This is a genomic window from Phaeobacter sp. HS011 (assembly GCF_018101215.1).
GTDB lineage: Bacteria > Pseudomonadota > Alphaproteobacteria > Rhodobacterales > Rhodobacteraceae > Phaeobacter > Phaeobacter inhibens.
Genome location: NZ_JAGEUF010000006.1, coordinates 83435 through 101201, shown reverse-complemented (window position 1 = coordinate 101201; position 17767 = coordinate 83435). Strand labels below are relative to the sequence as shown.

Annotated in this window: 18 protein-coding genes; 9 read left to right on the top strand and 9 right to left on the bottom strand. The window is 53.8% G+C overall.

The features are described 5' to 3' along the window. The first annotated feature begins 381 nt into the window (after nt 1-381). From J4721_RS19755 to J4721_RS12955, 7 genes are all read left to right on the top strand, one after another. Nucleotides 382-750 carry a hypothetical protein gene (locus J4721_RS19755; protein ID WP_247656111.1) on the top strand — a complete coding sequence of 123 codons (369 nt, stop codon included), beginning with the start codon at nt 382-384 and terminating at the stop codon, nt 748-750. Between the two features lie 152 nt (nt 751-902). After that, complete coding sequence (locus tag J4721_RS19750) at nt 903-1193, top strand: hypothetical protein (RefSeq protein WP_247656110.1); 291 nt, start codon at nt 903-905, stop codon at nt 1191-1193. Beyond that, nucleotides 1190-1675, top strand: coding sequence for a plasmid mobilization relaxosome protein MobC (gene mobC, locus J4721_RS12975; RefSeq protein ID WP_247656109.1), 486 nt, complete (start codon nt 1190-1192; stop codon nt 1673-1675). The genes J4721_RS19750 and mobC overlap by 4 nt, the downstream gene beginning before the upstream one ends. Then, complete coding sequence (locus J4721_RS12970; RefSeq protein WP_211002867.1) at nt 1669-3189, top strand: mobilization relaxase; 1521 nt, start codon at nt 1669-1671, stop codon at nt 3187-3189. The genes mobC and J4721_RS12970 overlap by 7 nt, the downstream gene beginning before the upstream one ends. After that, a complete protein-coding gene (locus tag J4721_RS12965) occupies nt 3173-3487 on the top strand; it encodes a hypothetical protein (RefSeq protein WP_211002868.1) in 315 nt (104 codons plus the stop codon). The genes J4721_RS12970 and J4721_RS12965 overlap by 17 nt, the downstream gene beginning before the upstream one ends. Nucleotides 3488-3502: 15 nt before the next feature. Next, entirely contained in the window at nt 3503-3913 is a 411-nt protein-coding gene (locus J4721_RS12960) for a hypothetical protein (protein ID WP_211002869.1), read from the top strand. Beyond that, a complete protein-coding gene (locus J4721_RS12955) occupies nt 3910-4953 on the top strand; it encodes a type IV secretion system protein (RefSeq protein ID WP_211002870.1) in 1044 nt (347 codons plus the stop codon). The genes J4721_RS12960 and J4721_RS12955 overlap by 4 nt, the downstream gene beginning before the upstream one ends. A 190-nt stretch (nt 4954-5143) precedes the next feature. On the opposite strand, the gene J4721_RS12950 is transcribed toward J4721_RS12955, so the two are convergent. The 6 genes from J4721_RS12950 to J4721_RS12920 all read right to left on the bottom strand — a co-directional run bounded on the left by J4721_RS12950 (nt 5144) and on the right by J4721_RS12920 (nt 13009). Beyond that, nucleotides 5144-5446: a hypothetical protein gene (locus J4721_RS12950; protein ID WP_211002871.1), complete on the bottom strand. Its 303-nt coding sequence runs from the start codon at nt 5444-5446 to the stop codon at nt 5144-5146. 583 nt (nt 5447-6029) lie between these two features. Next, entirely contained in the window at nt 6030-7505 is a 1476-nt protein-coding gene (locus J4721_RS12945) for a hypothetical protein (RefSeq protein ID WP_211002872.1), read from the bottom strand. Nucleotides 7506-8138: 633 nt separating this feature from the next. Beyond that, complete coding sequence (locus J4721_RS12935) at nt 8139-9101, bottom strand: hypothetical protein (RefSeq protein WP_211002873.1); 963 nt, start codon at nt 9099-9101, stop codon at nt 8139-8141. Next, nucleotides 9098-10891, bottom strand: coding sequence for a hypothetical protein (locus J4721_RS12930; RefSeq protein ID WP_211002874.1), 1794 nt, complete (start codon nt 10889-10891; stop codon nt 9098-9100). Before J4721_RS12930 ends, J4721_RS12935 begins: the two co-directional genes overlap by 4 nt. Continuing rightward, nucleotides 10884-11936, bottom strand: a complete 1053-nt coding sequence (locus tag J4721_RS12925) for a hypothetical protein (RefSeq protein ID WP_211002875.1) — start codon at nt 11934-11936, stop codon at nt 10884-10886. The genes J4721_RS12930 and J4721_RS12925 overlap by 8 nt, the downstream gene beginning before the upstream one ends. Further along, a complete protein-coding gene (locus J4721_RS12920; RefSeq protein WP_211002876.1) occupies nt 11933-13009 on the bottom strand; it encodes a DNA cytosine methyltransferase in 1077 nt (358 codons plus the stop codon). The genes J4721_RS12925 and J4721_RS12920 overlap by 4 nt, the downstream gene beginning before the upstream one ends. Nucleotides 13010-13450: 441 nt before the next feature. Here J4721_RS12920 and J4721_RS12915 point away from each other — a divergent pair, with 441 nt between their 5' ends. After that, nucleotides 13451-14149, top strand: coding sequence for an SDR family oxidoreductase (locus tag J4721_RS12915; protein ID WP_211002877.1), 699 nt, complete (start codon nt 13451-13453; stop codon nt 14147-14149). Between the two features lie 20 nt (nt 14150-14169). Here J4721_RS12915 and J4721_RS12910 read toward each other — a convergent pair whose 3' ends face one another. Together J4721_RS12910 and J4721_RS12905 are read right to left on the bottom strand one after the other, a co-directional pair. Next, nucleotides 14170-15267: a DegT/DnrJ/EryC1/StrS aminotransferase family protein gene (locus J4721_RS12910; RefSeq protein WP_211002878.1), complete on the bottom strand. Its 1098-nt coding sequence runs from the start codon at nt 15265-15267 to the stop codon at nt 14170-14172. Continuing rightward, entirely contained in the window at nt 15267-15701 is a 435-nt protein-coding gene (locus J4721_RS12905) for an FdtA/QdtA family cupin domain-containing protein (RefSeq protein ID WP_014873606.1), read from the bottom strand. The genes J4721_RS12910 and J4721_RS12905 overlap by 1 nt, the downstream gene beginning before the upstream one ends. Nucleotides 15702-16126: 425 nt before the next feature. Here J4721_RS12905 and J4721_RS12900 point away from each other — a divergent pair, with 425 nt between their 5' ends. Further along, a complete protein-coding gene (locus tag J4721_RS12900) occupies nt 16127-17071 on the top strand; it encodes a glycosyltransferase (RefSeq protein WP_211002879.1) in 945 nt (314 codons plus the stop codon). Between the two features lie 27 nt (nt 17072-17098). On the opposite strand, the gene J4721_RS12895 is transcribed toward J4721_RS12900, so the two are convergent. Next, the gene (locus tag J4721_RS12895) at nt 17099-17761 is read right to left on the bottom strand and encodes a GntR family transcriptional regulator (RefSeq protein ID WP_014873608.1); all 663 of its coding nucleotides are present in this window, start codon (nt 17759-17761) and stop codon (nt 17099-17101) included. Between the last annotated feature and the right edge of the window lie 6 nt (nt 17762-17767).

Here is a 17767-nt window from a genome sequence, read left to right as displayed (position 1 = left end):
CAGAGCCTTGCTTTGATTTCTTCCGCATCCGAAGTCAAAGTCTAAGCCGCCCCGAAACTCAATCCATACATGATGCCATCCTCGGCATCCCCGGCCCGCGTATCGCGGGTTGAGGGGGGAGGCTTGCCCAATGAGAGACGAGAACGTGCACCGAAGCCCTATTGCAAAGATCCTCCTTGGCGAGAGCGCGGCGTCAATACAGTGTTGGGCTGTACTTAGTGTATCTGAAAGGACCCTGGATCGTCATCGGTCGCCCGTACATAGCGTACAATCCCATTGTGCGATTGCGATGTTGAATGCCGGTGGAACACCATTAGCTGGAAGGTGGCGAACCTCTGCGCCGAGAGGAAATTCGGCAGCCCCGTGCGCAAGCAGATTATTATGTTCCTGGCCGACAAGGCGAGCGACGACGGGTCGGGAATCTGGTGTTCGAAGGGTACAGTCCAACGCCACACCGAGTTGGGCGAGTCGACGGTCAAGCGAACGATTGCCGAGTTCCTGCGCGAGGGTCTTCTAGTGGAGGCCGGACGACGCCCCTGCAAGAACGGCTATACGGTGGTCTACCGTATCGTTCTGGGCATGGTGGACGTGCTGGAGCCGATCTTCGAACCGGGTGATGAGCCCGAGCTTTCGACGGGGTACACAGCGGGCGGGGTCCGTCGAGAACCCGGAGCGGGGCCCACTCCGGACGGGGTGCCGGGTCCAGAGCGGACCCCAAACCATCCTAAAACCATCCTAAAACCATCCTAAAACCACCTACGCGCGCGGACGCACGCGAGGCAGAGGATCAGGATTTCGAGAAAGCATGGTATGCCTACCCGGCGGACCGTCGACGTAACAAGGAGACCTGCCGCCAACAATTCGAACGTGCCATCGGGGACGGGACGACAACAAAGGAAGTCGTGAACGCGATCAATGCTTATGCGAGCGAGACCGTAGGTTATACGCGCTCGAAGGTTTGCTTCTCGGATAACTGGTTTCGGGAGAGTCGCTGGCAGCGGTATGTCGAAGAAATGCGCGAGGCGCAGATCGAGGCAGCGAAGCGCAAGAACGAGCATTTCCGTCAGCTCGCTGGGTGGGTCAAGGACTGCCACTGGATGTGCAAGCACATCTCGCGCACTCAGGCTAGGGAATTGCTATCGCGCGGGTTGGTTTCCGGAACAGAGCTTCGTGGTGCGGAGGTGGCATCATGACCTCAAGCGTCAAGCAATCTGAGCAAAGAGCAAGGCGACCCGGTTCTAGGTCTTCGACCGTCGAGCCGGGGCCTTACGAGGGGCGGCAAGCCTCCCCTTCGAACCCCAACCGGACCGCGCGGGGCGCGGTCCCCTCGGAGAAGCAGGAAGCCGTGTTCTTCTACTGCTCCTCCGAGGAAAAGGCGCTGATCCGGCAGGCGGCTGCGGATCTCGGGCTGTCCATGTCTGCCCTGCTTCGGCAGCTTGCAACCGGCGCGGCTCCGAAGCGGCGCAAGCCCGCGCCCCGCGTCGATCCCGCGCTTGTCCTGGCTGTGTCCCGCTATGGCGGAAACCTCAACCAGATTGCGCGGTGGCTCAATACGGCGACTCGAGCGGGCCGGGCCAGCGAGATCGAGGCCCTGCGCGTGGGGGCGGCGCTAGTTGGCATCGAGCGGCGGCTGGCGGAGATCGTCACCCGGCACCGGAGGCCGCCCGGTTGCTGATCAAATTCTTCCCTAATGGCAAAGGCAGCGGTGCGGGGCCGGTCGAGTATCTGACCGCCCGTACCGTGCTCGCCTATGACAACAATCGCGATCTGATCCGCGATGCGTCAGGCCAACCCATGACCGTGACGCGTGAGCCGCTGCCGGAGATCGTGCGCGGCGATCCGCAGAGAATGATCGACCTGATCGACGGCTGCCCGCACCAATGGACTTATCGCGCGGGGGTTGTCAGCTTCGCGCACGGAGACGCCCCGAACGAGGATCAACAGCAGGAGGTGATCGATCGTTTCGAGGAGATCGCCTTCGCCGGCCTCGATGCCGACCGCTACGCATGCCTCTGGGTGCGCCACACCCATGAGGATCGCGTTGAGCTGCATTTCTGCACGCCCCGGATGGAACTGCACAGCGGGCGCAGTCTTAACATCGCCCCGCCCGGCTACGAACGTGCCTTCGACAGCCTGCGCGACCTGATGAACAAGGCCCACTGCTGGGCCGATCCCATGGATGTGGTGCGCGCGGCTGAGGTGAAGCCGGTGTCGGAATCACCGGATCGTGCCACCGGGCGTGACGGCCTCCATGCCTGGATCAGCGACCAGATTTCCGTGGGATTGATCGAGGATCGTTTCGGGATGATCGCGGCTCTAACTGACGCGGGCTTCGGGGTGCCTCGCGCGGGCAAGAATTACCTGACCGTCAAAGATCCAAAGACCGAAGAACGTTTTCGCCTAAGAGGGGAGATTTTTCATGAAGACTGGAGAGCCGAAGCAGCGGCTGAGCGAGAAATTGAATGCGGATATGGAGCGGATCAGGGAGGAGAACGCCGCCTCGATCAATGCACAGTTACAGAACTTCAGGAGCGATTTGAAGATCATTGCCGAAGGCGCGCTGGCTACAATCAAGACCGATACGGAAGGCTACCTACTGCGCGCGAGGAAGCACCTCATGCGGCAGAGCGCGAACGCAGCGAGGCCGGAATGGAAGGCGCTTATGTGGCCGCTGCTGGTGGCCTGCTGCCTGATGATCAGCGCCGGAGTTTCGACCTGGACGGTGATGACCTGGCTGATGCCCAACCTGAACACGATGGGACTGAGGGTGATCGAGCGTCCGAAGGCGATCTATCTGGTCCCACGCAGCGATCGGGCAACGCTGGCCCGCTGCTCACTGGCGGGGGAGCCGGTGGGCTGCCTGATGATCCCGAAGGAATGAGCGATGGATGGTCTGACGCCGCTCGAACGCGAATTGCTGGGCTACGTCGAGCAGTTGACGGAAGCCTCCAAGGCATCCGCGCAGGAATTGACCGCCTCCGGGCAGAGCACGCGGACGGAACTGGATGGGTTGCGCAGTTCATTGATCGCGTTGCTGAGATCACAACTTTCCTTGGTGAGCGCATTGAACGGCTGGATGCCGGAATCCGCGCAGCTCAACGACAGCATGGAACACGCGCAGAGGGCGAAGAAGCACCTTGGGACGCGCTAACTGAAGACAGGGAGGACGTTCATGCGCTCCGGCACTAAACCAGGTTTCCCGGTGAACCCTTGGCTGGCCTGGCGGCCGGGCAGTGATCGCGCCTTCGATGCGCTGGAACGCATCGGTGTGCTGATCCGCAGCGGTGCGGCGTGGGATGATAGCTATGCGTTCGAGCTGGGTGCCCAAGCCCGTCGTTATGCCAATCAATGCCCGAAGAGCTTTCGGTATGGGCTTGAAATTGTGCTGAGCGAGCATGGCAACCTCGCGGCGATCCATGGCTGGCTCAGTGCCGCACCAAATCTCGACTTTCCCTATTTCGACCAATTGCCCGACAGGGCTGAATAAGTAGAGGTCTCAGAAATGAAATATCTTGCAGTTGTTGTGATGATTGCCACAGCCATGCCGGTCCGTTCTGAACAGGCCGATTTCTCGATCTCTATCGGATCGGGCACTGTGGATCGCTATGGCTGTCCAATTCGCCCGCGGCCAGAGCACCTGATCTTCACAGGCTTTCGTGACGCCTGGCGCTCGGTTGCAGCGGACGATCTTTATAGCCTCCGACGGCATCAGATGGCGCTGGCAGCCGACTCTTGCGATTGTGAGAGCCTTCGGCCGAACTGGGCGATCATCGAGGTTGAATTCGAGGAACTGGGCTTTGCTGCGTCAAGCAGTACCGACAGGCTGCACATTGCATGGTCGGCGAAAGAGTTTTTCCCGGTCATCTCCAATCTTCGGGACCAATTACGCGCCCAATGCCCGGGGGCGGAATGATGGGAATCGTCTCGTTCATTGTGGAGGCGGCCGATCAGGGCCTCGAAACCGTGGCGACATCACAGTTCTCCGCCATTTCTGAAGTATTCGGCACGGTGATCGTCGGGGCTGCGACAGTTGCGGTCATCGCCTTGTTCATCAATATGGCTTGGCAGGTCCGGCCGATGGACGGCAGGGAGATGCTGATTCTGCTGTTCAAAATCGGCCTGATAGACGCATTCGCGCTCAATTGGGCGAACTTTAACTTCGTGAGCGGAAGCCTGATTGACGGTCTGGACCGCCTTGCGGGAAGCTTAGTTGGATCCGTCACCGGAGAAGAGGGGGCAGGACCAGAGTATTTCGCGGCTCGCTTTGATCTCCAACTGGACAGGCTGGCCGAATACGGCAATTCGGCCACGTCGCATATGGGTGCGGTCAGCAAGGCTGTGATGGGTGTGTTTTTTATGGCTCTTTTGGCCGTCGTCGGCGGCGCGGCAGGTGCCGTTCTTGTGCTGGCGAAGCTTATGACAACGTTCCTGATCGGCATCGCTCCCGTCATGATACTATGCTCGATGTTCTCGGTCACTCAGGACTATTTCCATCGTTGGCTATCTTCTCTGGCAAGCTTCGCCCTTTATCCGGTTGTAGTGGCCGGGATTTTTTCTATGGTCTTCGGTCTGGTGGGCCTGTTGGTTAGCGAGATTGGGGCGGCAGATTCCATCGAGCAAGTCGGCGCGACTATTCCGTTCCTGGCAGTTGTTATGCTTTCGCTCGCGATGGTTATGGCAATCCCGTTCATTGTGCCGATGATTTCAGGGAACTTGCAGGCGGGCTGGGCCGCTTCGGCGGTTGGCGGAGTGGCCAGGCGGCTTACGCTACAACACCGCTTGCAGCAACCTAATCGTCCATCTTCGAACACGACAAGCCATACGAACCGAAGGCTGAATACTGGGTCGGAGGCACCGCAACCGCGAACTCCTGCAAAAGATGCTCGCCCTTCTACCGCTACGGGGGAAAAGGTACAGCGCATGAAGGACCGCGCTGACAGGCTGCGAAACTAATCAAGAGCACGCGTGACACCGAAACGAAGTCACAGGCACATCGAGATGGTGTGATAGCCAGGAGCTATGAAGGTTGATCTGCACTCGCAAACCTGGACGGCATGACGATGATGAAAGCATCTTCATCTTCCCGAAATACATCCTCGGGGGAGTGCCGCTAGGCACGGGGGCGGACAGCCCCTAAGATATCTCAGCTCTCCGATGCTCCTGGTGTGAGGACCCGATCATGGTAATCGATGGAAATCAAAACATACTTCTGCTTGTCTGCGTCGATGAGATGAACCGGTTCTTTGTCAGCGACGGCAAGAACTTCATCTGTAAACTGTCTCAGAAAGTTGGTCGAAATTGGGCTGCTGCTAGATGAGGGGTTGCAACCGACCTTAAGTGTTATTGTTTGTCGCACCAATGTTTCAGTGGAGATGTCGAATGTCGCAGCCATCTCACAAAAGCGATCATACAGTTCGTCCGGCAAATCAATTGTTAAGTCGGGCATTTTTCGTCCTCTAACTTGAGGTTTATGTCATTTTGAGCAGCACGGGGAATGCTTGCAAGATGCAATCCAAACCAAAAGATTTGAAAAGTAGAGAAGGCGCGATGTCCCGCGCCACGTTCTTGGTATTGAAGGGGAAAGGAGTTTTGACTTCCTTCCCCCTGAAGCAAAATAGACAGGTCCGTGTCCTCGCTGCGCTGCGGGCCGCGCCATCCCTGTCGATTTTTCTTCACTCCCATCCTCTCACGCTCGCCGCTCGGCAGGGGTAAGCAGGCGCTTACCCGGTTCAAATTTTTAAGAATGAAACGCGGAGCGTTTCAGATAACGGAGTGAAACCATTGCCAACTCAACAGAGATTGGAAGCAAAGGCTATCAAGCGCATTATCGACGCCGAAACGCGCGAGGTAGTAGGCTGGCTCTACGAGTGGAACACTGGAGAGCAAGTTCCTCTCTGGAAAAGTGAACGCCAAGAAAATGTGGTTTACGAATGAGGTAACGCGTTACTTCGTTGAAGTCGTAGCTGAGGAAAGCACCAATTGTGGATTTGGTATCAACGTCAGAGCTTTCCCCTTAGTGGGAGTACTATTCAGCTCGGAACAGGCGTCGAATTGTCGTCCTTTTCACCCACGTATTTGACCAGCATCGAGAAGGAACTCAAAACGGCATCTTCTGGCGTGTGACTTTGGAGTTGCCCGTCTGCGAAATAATGATGTGTCGCCCCTAGCAACGCCTCAAACGGCAAGGGATGCTTCGCATTTGGATTGTGAAATACTTGAATTTCTTGTGTCCAATATTCTTCGTAGTTTGGGTCGGACACGTCTACATGAAACGCTTCGCCAACAACAGTGTTGGGGTCTGGATTGTACTTCAGACCAACCCGAAAATAACCGTACCCCTCCGCGCCATAACCTGCGGCGACCCCCATGCGGTCAAACTTTGCGATGGTGCCCGCATTTGAGAAGATCACTGCCGACACGTTTTCTGAATCAGGCAGGTCAAAGAACCCCGAAGGGATCTTTTTGCCGTTATACTCGTGCTCGCTGATCTCATGGCTGTTGATGATCAGCTCGTCTTCTTTGAAGCGCCAGGTCACCCGCGTGCCATAGAGATACTGCCAAAGCGCGGATTGAGTATAGGTCATTGGACCCAATTCTTCTTTATCTGCCATCTTATGAAAGTCTGCGATTGCGATCGCAAATGGCTTTCCTTTGCTTTCCTCGCGTTCCCAATAACGTAGACCGTCCTTGTTGGTCTTTTTCAATTTACTGGTCAGTGGGCCGCCAAACTTCATAGGCATGTAGTCTCGTAGAAATGCCTCACGTTCTTCCGGTGTCTGAGGATTCGGATGATCCTTTAGAACGCCATTCTCTGATGGTGCGACAGTGGTTGCCTCAACTGTAAAATCGATTAAGGGGCTGCGACAGCGGAAGTCTGGCGCTTCCAGCTGCTCCACATCTAAGAAAAACTCTCGAAACGCGGCCCAAAGGAAGAGTTCCCATAATCTTTGGTCAAATCCCAACGTCTGGAATTCCCGCACAAAATGCGGGTCTTGCGGAGCAAGCCAGAGAGCCAGCTCAGTAATCACCTTGCGCGCTGGTGCGCGGCCTGGATCCTCTGCAAGCATCTTAAAGTACGGATGTAGCTTATCATCGACAAGATGTTCCGGAACGTCGAATGGGTCGAGAGGGCTGTTAGTTTCATCTCCTTGCTCACCGAATTCGGCAATTTCGCCCTTCTGGATGATCCCCATCATCTCGACCCTCAGCCGCTTCTCAGCATGCCCCTGGTCGTGAAAATTAGTCTTAAGTGATGCGCAGCGAAACCGACCAATTTTGTCGCGTGCAAGTACCATCCAAAGATAGTCGTTGTCGGTTGTGTCGCGGGCGACAAGGCCCAGCAATTCATCGCCCTCTGATGCCCACCAAGAAACCTCCTCACACATGAATGCTGATCTGGAGTGCCGGGTTCCCGACGTGAGAATGTTGAAACGTGCGCGTCTAATAGGCTTTGCAAACGCTTGCGCGCGTTGTTCCGATTGCCGCTGTCTCTTCGCCTCGCCCATAGATCCACCTTTCTGCCATGCCTTCAGGAAATCTGTGACGCTCGCGCCAAAGTTGCAACTCAGAATGCGCGCACTGCCAACAAATTTCCGCCAGTAGAATCATGCTGAAAGGTTCTGGGATGATCTAAATAGAGACGATCGCGAGCCAACTATCATCCAGAGAAACAGTCCACCGCATTTCTCTCAAAACGGGGAGTTTCCAAAGTGGATAGGCTGATCAGGTTACGTCGGGATCACCGTGCAGAATAGACCTGTGAAAGATTGATGCGGTCCCATTCGCGACCGTCCGGCCAGTCGCATACAGCGGTCCGAGCTGGTGACAGTGGTGCATATCAAGTAGCATTTCCGTTTCAGCTTAGGCAGCTATAACAGGTCTGGGATGATGGAAGAACTGTCGGAGATTGGCTTGAATGTTGGACACGGTTGTGTGAGAGCCTTAAACGATCAACTGGGGTGGCATGAAATCGCGACAGTTCCAACCTTCGGGCAAATCTCATAGTGCGCACCCATTCCTGAGTTGGGAGTTTTTTCCCACTTCAAAGCCTGCGACGCCTTCTGTAGCAAATCCTGCTGCTCAGGAAAAAGTTCGTCAGCTAGGTATTCAAAGGTCAATTTGTGCTCAATAAAACCACGTCATCTTTCCAGTCGTGCTAACATGTTTTCCAGGCAGATCATGTTGTAAGAACTGCCGGGTTGGCTGTAATTCGCGCAGTTGTAACTCTCAACTTCAGCATAGCACATTTGAACTTCAGGGTGCTTCAATGCGAAAACGCCTGCAGCCAGTGTGGAAATTTTTGTGTTGAACGGCGCTATTACGATGTTGTTTTCTGAGTTTTGCGACGTGATCTCGGAGAGGATTTCGAACGTTGAGGTCGGGTCGGTCGCTGAAAAGTTGAACTCATTTCTAATAGAGTCGAAATGTATGCGCAGCCTGTGCCTAAGTCCAAGGTTTCTTTCTGAAATCTCCTCGCTAATGGCTTGTTCTACTGGCACAATTCCCAGAGAAATACTGAAAGGTTCATATTTTTCAATTACGGAAAATGCACGATGGTGCTCGACACCAGCTAGCAGAACTAGGTGCGTTTTCTTAAAGCTAGAAATCTCGCCTGGATAGCCAATAACTGGCCTGACATCTCTAACATTCTTAGACAGCCACTCACCGTGATCCGCAGCCTTGCAATATAGGAACTTTACTTTTCGTCGCAGGGTATCGTCCCAATTGAATAGCTCACGGAGCAACACCAACAGTTCCTCCCTTCGAAACGCCGTAATATCAATCACAAGGTCATCAAAGGGAGCTGTTGCTTCTATTCTCGCAAACTCACTTCGAATTACTGAGTGCATCGCTATCGGGTCGCGCGTATCAAGAAACGAAACTCGATCTGAGTTATTGAGAATCTGACCACGAAGATTTTTTGCTTCAGGGCTTTCTTCCTTGGAAGCAAACATCGTCACATCGCAAGAACAAAACGCAGCCATTTCCTTGAACGCACAATAAGCCCTACTCTCAAAGCTCGTCCTGCCGACAAATGCCACCCTGCCACCAGAAAACTCTTGGCGCAGATGGCCGAATGAAATTTCAGTGCTGAGTTTCATGATTCACCAAAGTCAATGGATTTTTGAAGGTTGTCGTGTGTTACCTGCTTTCGGCGGTTCGTGAAGGCTTGTGGGTTGTGCATTGCTACTTCTAGATCAGAGCATGACACTGATAGATGAGCAGCGTATCCGGAAACATCTAGGCGGTAATGGGGGCCTAGCCGCCTTGACAATATGTACCGAGGTCTGCGCCCGCCGACTGTCGACTTCGCTGCCAGATCGGATTTCTGAAGGTAACCCAGTCTGACACCTAAGTGTAGAATGTTCTGAAGGTTTTCAGAAGGCTCATCGCTAAGAGCGAATGAAAAAACACGTTGCTCGCTCTCTGAAGGATCCAACAGCTTTGTTCGGCAAAATGCTCCCATTGCGTCCAGAAGGTTGGCTAGTCTGCGATAACTTTCCTGGTCGTGTCCCTGCGTATGCAATGAGGCACCTTCATCGAAGGCTTCCGCCTCTACAGAACCCGTGTTCAGATGTTCGCGAAACTCTCTCGACCAATGAGTGATAACTCGGTCCTGTACTCCCGTCGGAATTTCCATTGGTTTCTGCGAAACGTCACTTTGTCCCCCAGCCTTCATGGTCTCTTGATACATTCGCCCGGCTGGTTCCAAAAACCACCGAACGACACCAGATGATAGGTCCACCAACGACTGCAGGCCGGCATAACTGTAGGTATGCGAGGACTTGGAGCTTGCAAGCTCACGCATCAATGCGGGAGTCGCGTATCTTTGGGACCAGTCCCGATCTTGTTTAGGGCCAGATTTTTTCAGGTTTACGTAATTGGAGCGTTTGCCTTCCAAGAGATCCACGGCAATTTCAGATCTCCTATCGTTTTGCTTTTTGTGAAATGGAAAGAACTCATCGGGCGTAGCGTCTATTCCGGCGAGTTTCAGTCTTTTCTCGACAATTGCTTTAATTTTCTTTGAGAAGTTTCCCTTACTGCTTGTGTACAGCCCGCTAATGTTTATCTCAGAGAAGTCATGCGGGCTCTCAATTATCCTGTTGTCCGTGGTGCGAAAGGTTTTGTACGCAAGCTGTGTTGTTACCTTAAAGCAAACTCTGCTGACCGCGCGCGTTGATATCCAGCTATTCAACACTCTTTGTAACGCCTCGGGTAGATTATCTGCATCATCGATCATTAAGCAAATTGGCTTGTCGAGCAGTTCAGGGCCAACTTTTTGCAAGCTGCCCACTAGGGGCAACAAGAAGTCTCGAAAGCTTGTTAGAGCACCACTATAAATTTCGGGTTCCACTTCATCCGTCAAGCGTATGTAATACTGCCGGACTCGACTTGAGCTTTCTCGATCGCAAAATTTTGCAAGCTCCAAAAAGGAAGAGGCTTTTGATATTTTTTCAATTTCTCGGCTTGGGCCACCACAGTCTTCCCAAAAATCAGCAAAGTCTTCGGCAAAAGAACCGGGGAAATCTTCCACAACTTCTGAAACCGCACGTAGAACATACTGCATGCAATGAACGGCCAGTAGGTGCTCACCAACAGTGGTACCCCTCCAGCCCTTCAAACGTCTAAATTCATGATTCCCAAAAAATACTTCTTTGATGGGAACATGTACCGCGAAGAACGGGAGAGAAACATCCTTTTTCAAGAGACGTTGGACTTCCGGTTCAAGGCTTCGCAGCATAATGCTTTTCCCTGCACCGCGCGCACCATGAATGAACATGTTCACTGGATCTTGCAGCTTGGGGAAGTCGGTATATGTTTCCACAAAATAGTCGGCGATCTCTTGAGCTGTAAGTTGTTCAGGAGTGTGCACGATGAATGGGTCACGCATCTTGCTCTTCTCCTCGATGCTCCCGATAGAGGTTTGCAATGTCTTCCCCGGAGAACTCGTGATCCTCAGGGAAGATGTCACCTTCTTCAGAGGGGAAACCGCTTTCCTTTAAAATAAAGTTTATGTCATGCCACTCTTCGTCGTCGTGAAGAAAATCGATGACGACGCGGGTTTCTTCAAACGAAGCAAAATTTCTCATGAAACGATCGCAATATCTGCGCTCGAGTTCCGTCTTTCGAATTCTCTTTTTAATGTAGTCGACGAAGAACATTTTTTCTCCGGCTTCGTCCTTAGCCTCAAGTTCACATGCTTCGTTTGCGACTGCGAAGTCCAACTTCACTCTTCTACTGTCGTAGTCCACGCCAACACTTATACATTGGCAGAACATATTCGGGTATTTTGAACTATCCTCGGTTCTGTTGTTTGCCCTACGGAAATTTTCTGCAAGTTCATCCGAAAAACGCAACACAGCCGCAAGCAATTTTGAGCGAACTTTAAAGCTATCAATCTGTTCTGGATCTTCCAGCTGTTCAATTTTGTCCCTTGAGCCATCAGCATTTTTTCCTCCGTGGGCTTTGGCGATGGCAGAGATTATTTTTAATTCCTTCTGGGAGAGTCGATCGTTTGATACTTGCTTTAAAACTTTTCTCGCACGAGCTTCGTGCCGAGCGCGTCCATCAATGTTTCCCGCATCGTGCACCAAAATGGCCGTCAGCAGGGCAAATACCTCAAATGGTTCCAGGTTTTTAAAGGCTGGAGTTTTTGCGCTTGAATCGACCCCTAAGAGTTCTCCAGCTTTCCTGATCACATCGTCAACGTGGCCAAGGTCGTGCCTGGTAAACGCTGCTCCATTTGCATCAGCAGTTAGGCCACTCTGAACATCGCGATATACTCCATCTTGGAGTTTAGACTTCATCTGCTTATAAAGGTCGAACCGATTGGTTCCAATCTGCGGAAACTTTAATGAAGTTTCAGGGTCATTCGCATGTTTCTCCAATAGAAGCTCTAGCGGTCTATTGAATGTGATATCGTATCCTTCGGTCATCTACGGTTCTCTAACTGGCTAAGGATTTTTGAGAATACTTGTCGCGCCATCATAGGAGGTACGGCGTTCCCAACTTGTTGTTGCTGCTGACCAATCGAACCACAGAACTCGTAATGGTCAGGAAACGATTGGAGCCTTGCTGCTTCACGAACCGATAAGCCACGATCTTCAGTTGGATGGATAAGCATATTCTTTCTAAAGTTTCCGAGAACTATTGACGGCTCGTCAGCACGCAATCTCCTGTAGATACCGGTATGACATCTCGATGGGTCGCGATAGGTGGTCATCATTTCTCTAGGAATATCTTCCCAGTTCCCACCCTGAGGAACAAACTTGTACCGTTGGACAATATGAGGTGCGTTACGTGTTACTAAATGGCCTGAGCAGTGTGTATTCTGCCCCCGAAGCTCAGAAGCGTACTCGCTTAAGGGGGAACTCTTGTAGGGCATTAGGTCACAATCGGCACCAACGTGCAATTTCGGCAAGTCACCTATCGCCTGGTGTACATTTACAGGCGCACGTTCAGAAAGAATTTCACCTAGGGAGATTCGCTTGTTGAGGCTGCCAACACAAAAGTATCTGGTTCTGCGTTGAGGTATTCCAAGGCTAGATGCATCTAGAAGTGCTGAAGAAACACTATATCCGATTTCATCAAGTCTGGATTTCAACTCTCTCTCAAAATACCCGCCTGCTGTGTGCGTAATTCCTGCTACGTTTTCGAAAACTACAATTTCTGGCCGAACCTCAGAAACTACGCGAAGAAATTCTTCAAATAACCAGTTGTTCTGATTTTCTTTGTTTCTGTTTTTTTGGTTGGAAGTCGAGAACCCTTGGCAAGGTGGGCCGCCGAAAACGATTTTTGGTCCTGAAAAGGAGTTCAGTATCGAACAATCCAGACGTCTGATGTCGTCCTCAATCATTTGTACATGGGGGTGATTTCGGCGAAAAGTGCGGGCGGCCGCGGGGGCAATTTCGACGGCATGAGAAACGCGCACGCCGGCTTGTTCGGCGCCAAACGATAGGCCACCGGCGCCAGAGAACAATTCAATCCCTATAATTTCTGATCCGCTCAATAGAACGTGACCCCAAAATTCCTTAGTTTAAAAAGGGACACACTGTTGCCTCATCTTCCTTATTCCAGCCGCCGCATGGGATGATTCTTTCTGCGCTGCAAACTCCTTTGAGTAGCAACCTTTGCTTTGGTTTGCTAGGTGTTCATTGGGTTGCACTGACTTCACCTTGTTAGACCTCGCAGCCCTTACTGTAGGGGGGGTGCCTGAAGCTACGCGCTTTGCGTGGTGTGAAATGTGGTACTTCCAGAGTTGATGGTGAAAAGTTGTTGAAAAAACAGATAGATAGCTAATTTATTTTGCACCCTTCGTCTCCGTCACCCAAACATTTGTATACAGCTATGAATAGGTACTAGCCGCACCCCGAGGTGTGCGTGATCGGGCTGTTGTTGTTGCGTTTGCTGAGCGCTATTCGTGACTTGCAGGTGGTGGTAAGAGGTCACTTTGAAAAAGAACATTCTGATTGTTGGGGGCTCCTCGGGGGTTGGCCTCGAATTGGCGCGACACTATGCCTGCGAGGGGCATCGTGTCACGATCACCGGCCGGATTGATCCGGGTTGCGTTGGCGTGCAGTTTCACGCGCTGTCGATCACTGATGATGTTGCAGGCCTGACTGCTCAGCTTAACGAACTGGTCACACGGGTCGGGGACGTGCAGACTCTGATCTACTGCGCCGGTTTTTTGCAGCGCGGATCAATTGCTATGCTGGAGGATGCGGCACTTTCGCAGATGACGAATGTCGGGCTGCTTGCGCCAATGATGTTGATCCAGCGCCTTGTTCGTCAGGCATCGGGCCCGCTCAAGCTGATGTTGGTGACCTCCAGCTCGCAATATAAACCGCAGCCCGAAATGCCCGCTTACTGCGCGACCAAGGCTGGCTTGGGTATGCTGGGCGCAGCGCTGGTCCGGGGCGAGGGGATCGGCAAGGTGCTGGTTATTGCACCGTCTGGTATCCAAACGAAGTTCTGGGCAGGGAGCGACACGGATACGTCGACCATGCTGGAACCTGCTTGGGTTGCGCAGCAGATTGTTGCGCTGTCCAGTGGTGCGTTCAAATACAAATATGCCAAGCTGCTGCGCCAGCCTCCGAGTGTGGAGGTGGTCGAGCATCTCGACAATGAGTTCCTGCCGATCAATCTCTGACAGCGCTCAAGGGGGAATGATCAGACCAGCTGTCTGAGGCTCTTGATCACATGGTCGATCTGCGCAGTGCTCAGATGCGGGCCGATCGGCAGGCTGAGCACTTCCCGTGCCAGGGTGGTCGCCAGCGGCAGCGCCTCATCTGTCAGGCCCATATCGTGGTATGCTGCCTGAGCATGCGGCGGGATGGGGTAGTGCACCAGCGTCTGAATGCCGACCTTCGCCAGATCGGCGGCCAGCCGGTCGCGCTCTGGATGACGCACCACGAACAGATGCCAGACCGGATCCGCCTTTGTGGCGACATGCGGCAGGGTCAGATCCAGCCCATCCAGCTCTGACAGATAGCGGGCTGCAATCGCACCGCGTCTCGTATTCCAGTCATCCAGCACCGCAAGTTTGACCGACAGGAAGGCGGCCTGAACCGGATCGAGGCGGCTGTTGAAGCCTGCGACCTCATTGCGGTATTTCTCCCGCGAGCCGTAATTCCGCAGCAGCATCAGCCGCTCTGCCAGGGTGTCGCAATTGGTGGTGACCGCACCGCCATCCCCCAGCGCGCCGAGATTCTTGCCCGGATAAAAGCTCCAGCAGACGATATCACCGGCACCGCCGATGCGGCGTCCATCCCAGCATGCCCCATGCGCCTGGGCGGCATCTTCGATGACCTTTAGCCCAAGATCGCGCGCGGCCGCCATGATGGCGGTCATATCCGCAGGTTGCCCGTATAAGTGGACGGGTATGACGGCCTTGGCGCCGGTGACCATGGCAGCCCGAATACCCTCGGCGGTGATATTGTGGGTAGCCGGGTCAGGCTCCACCGGAACCGGGATGGCGCCACATTGAGAGACCGCGAGCCAAGTGGCGATATACGTGTTGGAGGGGACGAGGACGCGGTCACCCGGTCCGATATCCAGCGCCACCAATGCGAGCCTCAAGGCGTCCAGCCCGTTGGCCACGCCAAGTGCGTGTGAGACCTCGCAGTAGCGGGCAAAATCCTGCTCAAACTGGGAGACCTCAGGGCCGAGAATGTACCAGCCAGATCGCAGGCTCTCCAGCATCTTCGGTTCACTATGCTCTGCGAGCTCATCATACGCGGCCTTCAGGTCGAGAAAGGGAACCTGCATCACTTGACCCCGACCGCTTCGCGGAATGCGCCGTAGTCGCGGATATAATCTGCTTCGTCATAGGGGGCGGAGGCCATGACCATACAGACCGCGCCCGACGAAAAGTTGTCGAGATAGCGCCACATCATCGGGCAGATATAAATGCCGAAATAGGAGCGATTGAGATGGAAGCGTTTTTCATTGACCCCGTCATCCAGAACCACATCAAAGCTGCCCGACATCGCAATCATGAACTGGTGCAGACCCTTATGGGCATGGGCGCCGCGATCAGATCCGCCGGGCACATCATAAAGGTAGTAGACCCGTTTGATATCAAACGGGATGTGGTTCATCCCTTCGACAAATGTCAGGTTGCCGCGGGCATCTTCGATCTTGGGCAAGTCGATAAATTTGCAGTCGCTGAGGGGCAAATCCGTACTCCGGTATTGTGACATCGACCCGCTTGTCGCAGCTGATCGGAACAGGCGTCGGATTGCTCACCACAAGAGTGCGATCCGGTCTGATCTATTGGCTCAGTTGTCTATCATATTGTCGCCCCTGATCAATCGAATTGGACATATCGCAGATGAGCTGCGAGGCTTTGCTCAGGCAAAGGCTCTCCTTGCGCAGGACGCCGTTCACCCATTCCGGACCATGCCGCCCACCTCACAGCTGAGAGAGGAGGCTGGCGCGGCTGGCAACCGTCGTCGGCCATGGCCCCGCGGAGCGAACTGTTCTATTGGTTGGGTGCAGCTTCGGCTCTCAGGTTGGTGTCACCGGCACATCGCAAATAGCTTGCGTATGGCCAGGACCCCGGCGTGGGAGGCGGCGGCAAAAGCAATGGATTTTCTGCGCGAGGGTGCAGGTGGGATTGGGTGAAATGAAAAAATACCGCTATTCAGTTGTGCTTCTTACCTACAATCAGCAGGACTATGTGAAAGAGGCGGTTGAGGCGGTTCTTGCGCAGGACAGCGACCCGATCGAGATTCTTCTGTCGGACGATTGCTCACAGGATGACACTTTTGAAGTTATGGAGACTCTGGTTGCCGACTACACGGGTCCACATTCCGTTGTATTGAACAAAAATCCGCAGAATTTGGGCGTGAACAAACATATCGAACGGTGTTTTGAGCTTAGTTCCGGCGACGTGATTATTGCGGCCTCTGGTGACGATATCTCTCTGCCAGGTCGCGTTGCGCGCACCATTGAGGTCTTTGAGCGAGACGATCCGCTTCTGTCCTTCTCACATGGTCAGGTAGAGACATTGGACGGCAAACCGATGCCGAAAACCTATGCTAAAGCCACCTTCTATACCCGAACCGATGCGATGTCCGCCGCTTGCTCCATGCAATTGTTCCTCGGTGCAACCTGTGCATGGCACAAAGATCTCTTCCGCAAGTATGGTCCTATTCAGTTTGCAGATTGCTATGAGGATCTTGTTCTTGGTTTTCGTGCAGCGCTTGAGGGCAGGGTGGCATGCATTGACGAGGAACTTATTATCTATCGGGTCGGTATGGGGCAGACCAGCACAGCTCGTCGCATTGCGGATGCAGCAGCTTTTCGAAACAAGCGTCTGATTGAGGTCGGTCGAGAGATTTTCCTTCTGCGACAGCGGCTTGCAGATGCGCAGGTTTTCGGTCTTGGTGAAGAGGATCCAATTGTGAAGGCCATGCGTCGCCGACTGAAGGAGCGACAATTGCGCCGGTGCTATCTGGAAGGTGGACTTCGAAAGCTCGGGATCTCAGCCTTGAAACACCCCTCATGGGTGCTGGGATTTGCCCTATCCGAACGCCGCCGTCTCAAGAAAGCGCTCAAAACCGTCTAAACTCCACCAGAGCATCGTTTAAAACCCTCACCCAAGGTCCTTCAGCGTGTCCAACAAAGTTTTGCAAGCGCCGGTAATGTGGTCGCGTGTTAGCGCCGCTGCAAGGTCAGCGTCTCCGGCAACGCAGGCGTCCCAGATCGCGAGGTGCTCGGCATTGGCCCGTTCGTTGCCGTTGGATAGCACCAATTGCGCACGCAGATAACTGTCGACGCGGTCCATCGCATTGTCGATCACATCCATATGATACTGCAACCCACTCTCCCGGTAGAGTGTGGAGTGGAAGTCGCGATTCAAATCACCCCAGGTCATCGGGTCTTCGGATTGCGAGAACGCCTCCAGACACGCTTTCGCGCTGGAAATAGCTGTGGGTGACATGCGCGGTACCGCGCGGCGGATAACCTCAGATTCCAACACAGCCCGGAAATCGAAAATCTCCTGGGCTTCCTGGGCTGAGAGCCCAGAGACCACGGCGCCTTTATAGCGCTGGGTTTTCACCAGCCCCTGTTCTTCCAGCCGCGAAATTGCTTCGCGTACGGGGATTCGGCTGGTGTTGAACATCTGGGCGATTTCATCCTGCCGCAGCGGTTCGCCTTCCTTCAGGTCGCCCTCGATGATGGCCTTGCGCAGGGCGTCGAAAACAATCGCCGAGGCGGAGGCGGTCTTGGATATATCTACGGATTTCAACTTCATATCTGC